Here is a 9,001-nt window from a genome sequence, read left to right as displayed (position 1 = left end):
GTGAAAATATCAATAAAGTTTTTAAAGCCCACCCAATCTACTAATTTAGCTGGAGGAGAGTGATATAAATCATAATTCGTAAATCCAATTAAGATTACAAAAATGATTGGAAATACAACTACAAAGATWAGTAATAGAAATCCTGGTGAAACCATTAAATATGGAAAACCTTGATCTAATAAGTTACGGTAYTGCTCTTTTACTGAGTTTAATGGTGTTCCTATATCACGTTTCTTCCCATTTTGGTATGCATCATACAAGTTAAATCCATATATTCCGAGTCCGAATACTATGACGATAAGTGCCAAAATCCCTTCTACTAATAGAAAGACCGAATGGTCACGTGGAACTTCTGTACCGAGCGTTACAATACCCCATAATCCTATATTTAACAAATCAGCAAATGCTACAATAAATGAACCTGTTAATACTAGAAAAATAAGACCTTTAACATATTGTTTATTATATAGTTGACCAATACCTGGAATGATTGATAACATGGTYGCCATTTTCCTATGYTTTGAACCKTTTAASYCKTTYGCTGGTTCCATAGATGTTTGCATGTTCCTTCCCCCTTTTTTCTTCCTACTTGGAAGGGAGAGAATTCGTGCCTCTCATATTTAGAGGCACGAATTTCACCTTATTTTTTATTGCTGTGGTTTGCCTCAATATTACCTTTAATTTGTTTCACTGCATTATCAAGTGCTGCTTTTGGCTCTTGTTTATTTGATACAACTAATTGAAGCGCATCTCCAGCTGGTTTCCAAACTTCTTGCATTTCTGGAATATTCGGCATTGGAATTCCATTTTCTGATTGAGTTGCAACTGCTTTTGCAGCCTCATTATCTTTAATAATTGGATCTTCCATCACTGATTTTACTGGAGGAATTTCTTTTGTTTTCTCAAATCGAATTTTTGCGTTTTCTTCATTTGTTACCCACTCAGTGAATTTTGTAGCTAAATCATTTTGTTTAGAGAAACTTGTTACATGCCATCCTTTTACCCCAACGAACGTTTTCATCGGTTGACCATTTGGTAATTTCGGCATTGGAGCAACACCATAATCAATTCCAGCCTTTTCCATCGCTTGGAATGCCCATGGACCATTCATAATAGATGCTGCTTTTCCTTCATTAAATAATCCATCTGCAGCTGAACCGCCAGATTCACCAATAATTCCTTTTGGTAATAATTTTTCTTTATACCATTTTTGAATATATTCAGCACCTTGTACTGCACCACTATTATTTAATCCAATATCTGTCGGAGTCAGTTTTCCATCTTTTTCACCAAATACATAACCGCCCATACCCTCCATAAATGCGTTAGCAAAATAGAAGTTATCTCCTAATGTTAAAAATCCGTACTTGTCATCTTTCGTAAAGTCTTTTGAGAAGTTATACAGCTCATCCATCGTTTCTGGTGCTTTTGACATTAATTTTTTATTATAAATAAAGATTGGTGTTTCAATTGCTTTTGGTAAACCGTATAGTTTTCCGTCGTATGTTTGTGCCTTTATTGATAAATCTGTAAATTTATTTTTTACCGTATCATCCACTTTCACCTCTGAAAGTAGCCCTTCTGTTACCGCATTACCAATATGATCATGTGGCAATGTTACAACATCTGGCCCTGTGCCAGCTGGACCGTCGAGACGAAGTTTTTCTATTTGTTTCGTCATCTGAACCTCTTCAACTTTTACTTTCACATTATATTTCTTTTCAAAACTTTTCACTGCCGGCTCTAGACCCACACCTTTTTTCTCATCTTCCCAAACGAGAAGATCATAATCTTTCTTCTCTTTACTTGCTTCTTTTTTCCCTGAATCTTTCGGTCCACATGCAGATAACATACCGATTGACAATGCTGAAATCGTTAATAGTGATAATGCTTTCTTCATCCCAAAAACCTCCCTAAATTGTCTATGTACCTCTTTAATTGAAAACGTTTGCATTCGATAGTTTAATAAAAGCGCAAACAATATCATAATCTATGAAAACGTTTGCGCTATTTGTCTATCATTATACATCCTTTTATTTATTTTGCAAATATTAATTTTTTAAATATTGCCGTTATACTCTTTATYCATTGACTTTAYATAAAATGAATACTACTCTTATAAGCAAYATTAAAGTTATGGGAAAGCAATCGTTTGCAACATAATCTTTATTATTACGTTTAAGGGAACGATATGTATAGAGATATTAAAGGGGGATTTTCTATATGTTTAAAGAAGCGATCTATCATAGGCCGAAAGATAATTATGCATACGCTTACGACGAAAAAACGATTCACATCCGGATGCGTACAAAAAGAGACGATATTCACACCGCTGCTCTCATMTACGGTGATCCTTATGAATGGCAAGATGGGAAATGGATTACAGCGAGTACACCGATGAAAAAAACTGGTTCTACTGAGTTATTTGATTATTGGTCAATTTCCATCGAACCACAATTTAAACGCTTACGTTATGGATTTGAATTAATAAATGATGCAGAATCTCTTATTTATACAGAACGAGGATTTTTTTCTAACATTCCAAATGATGATGTTGGTAACTTTTTCTGTTTTCCATTTATTCATGCAAACGATGTATTCAAAGCACCGTCCTGGGTTAAAGACACAGTTTGGTATCAAATTTTCCCAGAACGATTCGCTAATGGGGATTGCACACTGAATCCAGAAAACACCCTTCCTTGGGGAAGTACTGAACCAACTCCAACTAATTTTTTCGGCGGAGATTTTGCTGGTATTATTCAAAACCTTGATTACCTTGTTAAACTTGGAATTTCCGGAATATATTTCACTCCTATTTTCAAAGCTCATTCGAATCATAAATATGACACAATCGATTACATGGAAATTGATCCACAATTCGGGACGAAAGAAACTTTCAAAGAACTCGTTCAGGCGTGTCATGAACATGGTATAAAAGTAATGCTCGACGCTGTTTTTAATCATAGCGGATACTTCTTTGATAAATTTCAAAACGTACTAGAAAATGGCGAGCAGTCAGCTTATAAAGAGTGGTTCCATATTCATGAATTTCCGATTATTACTGAGCCACTTCCTAATTACGATACTTTCGCGTTTACACCATATATGCCTAAATTAAATACGGCACATCCAGATGTAAAAGAATATTTACTTGAAGTAGGTCGTTATTGGGTAAGGGAATTCCATATAGATGGTTGGCGCCTTGATGTAGCAAATGAAGTTGATCACAGTTTTTGGAGAGAATTCCGAAGTGAAATAAAAGCATTAAATCCTGAAGTATATATTTTAGGCGAAATTTGGCACGATGCACTCCCATGGCTACAAGGTGACCAATTTGATGCTGTAATGAGCTATCCTGTTACAAATGCTCTACTTTCTTACTTTGCTAACGAGTCCATTCATGCAAGTGAATTTATGAAACAAATTATCGATTCTCTACATTCCTACTCTATGAATGTAAATGAAGCGGCATTTCATTTATTAGACAGTCATGACACACCTAGAATTTTAGCAACATGTAACGGGGATAAAAATAAGTTAAAGTTACTCTATGTATTTCACCTTTCTTTCATCGGTTCTCCTTGTATTTATTACGGCGATGAAATCGGTATGGATGGTGGAATGGACCCTGRCTGYCGCAAATGCATGATATGGGATGAAAAAGAACARGATACTCTTTTATTTACACATATACAAACATTAATTTCATTACGGAAACAACATAAAGCATTTGGAGGAAACGGTACTTTTCAATTCATTGAGGCAAATGATGAACATAATTATATTTCTTATACAAAAACATATGAAGATGAAACTATCTTTTTCGTTTTAAATCCTACTAACAGTGAAGTTACAACTTCACTCCCTCTTCATATTACAGGGAAGAAAATAATTAACATTTATACAAACGAAGAATTTTCAGCGGAAGCAAGTGTATTACAAGTTACACTTCCACCGTATGGATTCTCTATTTTAAAATGGTAATAGAAAAAGCCTTATGCCAGGGTGGCATAAGGCTTTTTCTTATTTCAATTTAAATACCATTGCTTCATATGGTCGTAATGTAATGTTTTCTATCGATACATTTTCTACATCATAATTGTATATTAATAACTCTAATTCACTATAAATAATGTCCTCAGGTAATTCGAATACACATTCATCTGCAGTGAAGTTTGCAATTACCAGAAGCTTTTCTTCTCCATATGTTCTTACATAAGCAAAAATAGAAGGGTTATTTTCTAGTATTAAATCATATGTTCCATACACAACTATTTTATTGTTTTTACGTAATTCAATCAATTTTTTATAGTAATAAAAAATTGATTCTTCATCTTGAATCGCCTGTTTCACGTTAATCTCTTTGTAGTTAGGATTTACCGCAATCCAAGGCTYACCCGTTGTGAATCCAGCATGTTCTCTATCATCCCACTGCATCGGAGTTCTAGCATTATCTCGGCCCTTTATATATATAGACTGCATCACTTTATCTATATCTTCGCCGCGCTCTATAACTTTTTCTTTATACATATTTAGTGTTTCAATATCTCGATATTCATCAATTGATTCAAATCGAACATTGGTCATTCCGATTTCTTCTCCTTGATAAATATATGGTGTTCCTTTCATCATATGAAGTACTGTCGCTAACATTTTTGCTGATTCAGTATGATAAGCCCCATCATTACCAAAACGAGATACAACACGAGGCTGATCATGGTTATTCCAATAAAGGCTATTCCATCCTGTTTGTTCTAATGCTTTTTGCCACTTTGTTAAATTTTGTTTCAAAGTAAGGAGTGAGCATGGTTTTACATCCCATTTTCCACCTTCTCCTGAATCTAAATCCATATGTTCAAATTGGAATACCATTTGTAATTCTTCTCGTTCTTCTCCAGTATACAATTTAGCCTCTTCTGTCGTTACACCAGGCATCTCACCAACCGTCATAATATCATAATGAGACAATACTTCTTCATTCATTTCATGCAGATATTTATGAATGTTTGGGCCGTTCATAAAATGTTTATGACCTGAAACGTATCCCTCTTCATCCGTTTCAACAGCTGGTAAGCCTTCTTCTTTAGAAATAAAATTAATAACATCCATACGGAACCCATCAATTCCTTTTTCTAACCAAAACTTCATCATKYCATAAACATCTTGTCTTACCTTTTCATTATCCCAGTTTAAATCTGGCTGTTTTTTAGAAAAYAGATGYAAATAATATTCATCTGTCATTTCATCATAYTGCCATGCAGAKCCACTAAAWGCKGCTCCCCAGTTATTCGGCTCTTTYCCTTCWTTTCCAGGACGCCATATATAATAGTCTCTATATTTATTATCTTGTGATTTACGTGATTCAATAAACCAATTATGTTCATCKGAAGTATGATTWACAACTAAGTCCATCATAAGTTTCATATTACGTTTATGCATTTCATGTAATAGTTYATCCCAATCTTCCATTGTTCCGAACTCAYTCATAATTTTACAATAATCACTTATATCGTAACCATTATCATCATTTGGAGATTCATAGACTGGCGATAACCAAATTACATCAATACCTAATTCTTTTAARTAATCTAGCTTTGMAAKAATACCACGAAGATCACCTATACCATCACCGTTACTATCCATAAAGCTACGAGGATAAATTTGATATACTACACTTTCTTTCCACCATTGTTTTTCCATTATGCTACCCCATTTCATCTATACTATTGATTCTTTTGTCTTTTTAAGGCGCAAACGTTTTCATTACTGAATGATAACAGATTCCATCCGAATTTAAAATAGCGCTTACAATATTTATTTTCTTTTTCTAATAAAACATGTGGAACTTATTATATATTCATAGGGATAATGAAAACGTTTTATTTTTTTTATAGTGTTTTTATTTCTTTTTTGAATCTATTCGTTTATAATAAATTCAAAGAAAACGTTTGCATAAACTTTCTAGGGGGAAATATCATGGCAGAACTTAAATTAGAAAATATTTATAAAATATATGATAATAACGTAACAGCCGTARCAGATTTTAAYTTACACATTCAAGATAAAGAATTTATCGTATTCGTTGGTCCTTCTGGCTGTGGAAAATCTACAACACTACGAATGGTAGCTGGACTTGAAGATATTTCAAAAGGAGAATTTTCAATTGATGGTAAGCTAATGAACGATGTTCCTCCAAAAGATCGAGATATCGCAATGGTCTTCCAAAACTACGCTCTTTATCCACATATGAGTGTGTACGATAATATGGCATTTGGATTAAAACTTCGAAAAATACCRAAAGATGAAATCGACCGTCGAGTGAAACATGCAGCTCAAATTTTAGGGCTTGAACAATATTTAGATAGAAAACCGAAAGCTTTATCAGGTGGACAACGTCAACGTGTTGCATTAGGTAGAGCAATYGTTCGAGACGCAAAAGTCTTCTTAATGGATGAACCMTTATCAAACTTAGACGCTAAACTACGTGTTGCAATGCGATCAGAAATTTCTAAATTACACCACCGCCTTGGCACAACGACAATTTATGTAACACATGATCAAACTGAGGCAATGACAATGGCTTCACGCCTTGTTGTTATGAAAGACGGCAAAATCCAACAAATTGGAACTCCAAAAGAAGTATATGAAACACCTGAAAATATTTTCGTTGGTGGTTTTATCGGTTCACCCGCAATGAATTTCTTCCGTGGAAAATTAACTGAAACCGATTTCGTTATAGACAGTTCAATAAAGTTTAAAGTATCTGAAGGAAAAATGAAGTTATTACGCGAACAAGGCTATGTAAATAAAGAAATTGTTTTAGGTATTCGTCCAGAAGATATTCATGATGAACTATTATTTTTAGAAGCTTCACAATCTACTACTTTCACAACAAAAATTGAAGTTGCAGAGTTGTTAGGGGCTGAATCCATTTTATATATGAAACTTGGAAATCAAGATTTTGCAGCACGTGTTGATGCAAGACATACTTTTTCACCTGGTGACCAAATTAAACTTGCTTTTGATATGAATAAAGCACATTTCTTTGATAGCCAAACCGAACAACGTATTCGTTAAAAAATAAAGTTCTATAATAGAACATACAAAAAAACCGTCCACATATATACTGGGGGCGGTTTTCCATTATTATACTAGGGCTTCTATTGTATGAAATGATTGTCCTCTCGTGCTAATAATACCAAAAACAGGTAAATCACTAAGCACCACTTCTTCTTGCTGTTTCATAAAAGATGACGTTAATTGTTTTATCTCTATCCAAACGTCATTAATACAAAGTACATTGGAATCGTTCTCTTGTTGGCGAGAAAAAATAGAATCTATTTTATATAGACCAGCATTTTGAAAAAGCATATCAATACGACTATATGCCTCCATAGCAAAACTAATAACACGTTGCCAATCTCCTTGTTTCCCCATATCGTAGGATACAAAAAGTGCTTCTCCGCCTAAATCCGTAATTTCCTCAGCTGTTGCTTGTCCACTTTCTTGATCAATGTCCGTCACAATTACTTTTGCGCCTTGCTTAGCCAACAAAAGAGCTGTACTACGTCCAATACCGATGCCACCRCCAGTTACRATRGCAACYTTYCCTGCAAGCTTCATTTTCATTACCCCTTCTATAAGTCTTACCGTCATTCAGTATACTCCTTTATTAGATTAGTCTGCAAGCAGGAAAAGTTCACTCTACAGCTTGTAAGCGATTACTTTTTTGTTTCTTTTTTTTTCTTACTATTATATTGATCGAAGGTTAAACCAATAAAAATAAGAATTCCCCAAAATATTAAGCTACCTCCAGTCATTCCAAATCCCCCTTTGTTATATAACGATATTATTTATACCCATTATAACATTATCTTAATTTTCAATCTATTTAAAACGAAAATAGGATGTTTGAATTAGCTACAGCYTCTTTAAACATCCATCAATAATATGGAGGGTATTATATAGGAAATATCCGCCCTATATCAATTCCATTTATCTAATTTCCCAAAAAATAAGATAATGATGGAATTTTTCATGAAATTAAAAATAAGACTTTTTATATACAAACAATAAAAAGTCTTATTTCATTAGTAGCACGTATACTCTAAATATTAATTATACAAGACTCATCACTTTTGTCTTTGCAATTAAATCATGGAAGCCACAATTATCTTTGCGGAATAACATCATATATACATTGCATATTAATGGAACTCCAAGTAATAATATGCTTGGTAATAATAATACCAAAAATCGTATTATTAATGTTTGTAACGTTAGTTTTTCACTTGTTAACGAGATTATTTTTGTTCTTGTTACCTTTTTACCAAGTGTAGAACCGTTCCAAAGAAAAGGTAACAGAATAAAATTTATAGCCATTAATACGAAAACAAGTGTAAGGTCATATCTATAGTCACCTAAACTTATATTAAAACGATTAAAAATAGCACTATAGTTTCCTGTAATAATAGCTACTACTGCACCGTACGTAACCGAGATTAAAAACATGTCAATAAGGGAAGCACCTATGCGATTCATTACAAGCGCTGGACGATGCATCTTTAACTTCATTTTGTGTCGACTCCTTCATATCCTTCTTTACCCGTYTCATCGTACCACTTCTAAAAAACATTGTAAACTGGCGTTTCGCTTACTTTTCTTGTACAATGTGTTACAACAGCATTATAAAGGAGGTTCCCATATTGAAAAGATGGATAATCCTATTTGCCGCACTCTTATTAACAGGTTGTACAGGCAATACAAACCATTTAACTTATACAATTAACGATGAATATGAACTCATCCATACTTCTGGAGATGCATTTGAACTTTTCCCCTCTCAGGATGCTGTATATGCTACACAATACATCCCTGCAAAGATTACAGAAATTGCTTGGGACGATAAATACATTATCACAAAACAAATTGAGGAAAAATCAGATCCAAATAATCCTGACGCAGCAATTACAAATAAAAAAAGTGAACATTATTGGATTAT

Annotated in this window: 8 protein-coding genes and 1 pseudogene; 3 read left to right on the top strand and 6 right to left on the bottom strand. The window is 33.7% G+C overall.

All coding sequences use genetic code 11. From position 1 onward, the window contains the following. Both AC1DJR_RS10505 and AC1DJR_RS10500 read right to left on the bottom strand, forming a co-directional pair. Positions 1 to 563 (bottom strand): annotated as a pseudogene (locus AC1DJR_RS10505) (sugar ABC transporter permease); the annotation flags it as partial. 77 nt (positions 564 to 640) lie between these two features. Then, positions 641 to 1,900, bottom strand: a complete 1,260-nt coding sequence (locus AC1DJR_RS10500) for an extracellular solute-binding protein (protein WP_088034422.1) — start codon at positions 1,898 to 1,900, stop codon at positions 641 to 643. A gap of 323 nt (positions 1,901 to 2,223) precedes the next feature. On the opposite strand from AC1DJR_RS10500, the gene AC1DJR_RS10495 reads away from it, so the two are divergent. Continuing rightward, the gene (locus AC1DJR_RS10495; RefSeq protein ID WP_477002559.1) at positions 2,224 to 3,984 is read left to right on the top strand and encodes an alpha-glycosidase; all 1,761 of its coding nucleotides are present in this window, start codon (positions 2,224 to 2,226) and stop codon (positions 3,982 to 3,984) included. A gap of 39 nt (positions 3,985 to 4,023) precedes the next feature. Here AC1DJR_RS10495 and AC1DJR_RS10490 read toward each other — a convergent pair whose 3' ends face one another. Then, positions 4,024 to 5,700, bottom strand: a complete 1,677-nt coding sequence (locus AC1DJR_RS10490; protein WP_477002558.1) for a glycoside hydrolase family 13 protein — start codon at positions 5,698 to 5,700, stop codon at positions 4,024 to 4,026. Positions 5,701 to 5,976: 276 nt separating this feature from the next. Here AC1DJR_RS10490 and AC1DJR_RS10485 point away from each other — a divergent pair, with 276 nt between their 5' ends. Next, positions 5,977 to 7,077 (top strand): ABC transporter ATP-binding protein, encoded by a 1,101-nt coding sequence (locus AC1DJR_RS10485; protein WP_477002557.1) that lies wholly within the window; start codon positions 5,977 to 5,979, stop codon positions 7,075 to 7,077. A 69-nt stretch (positions 7,078 to 7,146) separates the two neighbouring features. Here AC1DJR_RS10485 and AC1DJR_RS10480 read toward each other — a convergent pair whose 3' ends face one another. From AC1DJR_RS10480 to AC1DJR_RS10470, 3 genes are all read right to left on the bottom strand, one after another. Further along, on the bottom strand, positions 7,147 to 7,656 hold the full coding sequence (locus AC1DJR_RS10480; RefSeq protein ID WP_002066937.1) for an SDR family NAD(P)-dependent oxidoreductase: 510 nt from the start codon (positions 7,654 to 7,656) through the stop codon (positions 7,147 to 7,149). 65 nt (positions 7,657 to 7,721) lie between these two features. Next, positions 7,722 to 7,820 carry a hypothetical protein gene (locus AC1DJR_RS10475; RefSeq protein ID WP_002128904.1) on the bottom strand — a complete coding sequence of 33 codons (99 nt, stop codon included), beginning with the start codon at positions 7,818 to 7,820 and terminating at the stop codon, positions 7,722 to 7,724. Between the two features lie 298 nt (positions 7,821 to 8,118). Continuing rightward, positions 8,119 to 8,574 (bottom strand): RDD family protein, encoded by a 456-nt coding sequence (locus tag AC1DJR_RS10470; RefSeq protein WP_002138152.1) that lies wholly within the window; start codon positions 8,572 to 8,574, stop codon positions 8,119 to 8,121. Between the two features lie 131 nt (positions 8,575 to 8,705). Here AC1DJR_RS10470 and AC1DJR_RS10465 point away from each other — a divergent pair. Continuing rightward, positions 8,706 to 9,001, top strand: a 296-nt coding sequence (locus AC1DJR_RS10465) for a DUF3997 domain-containing protein (RefSeq protein WP_477002556.1), incomplete at its 3' end; no start/stop codon positions are given.

The organism is Bacillus sp. 05T31 (assembly GCF_056396725.1).
The sequence above is the reverse complement of the archived record's forward strand: the minus strand, read 5'-3'. Positions and strand labels throughout refer to the sequence as shown.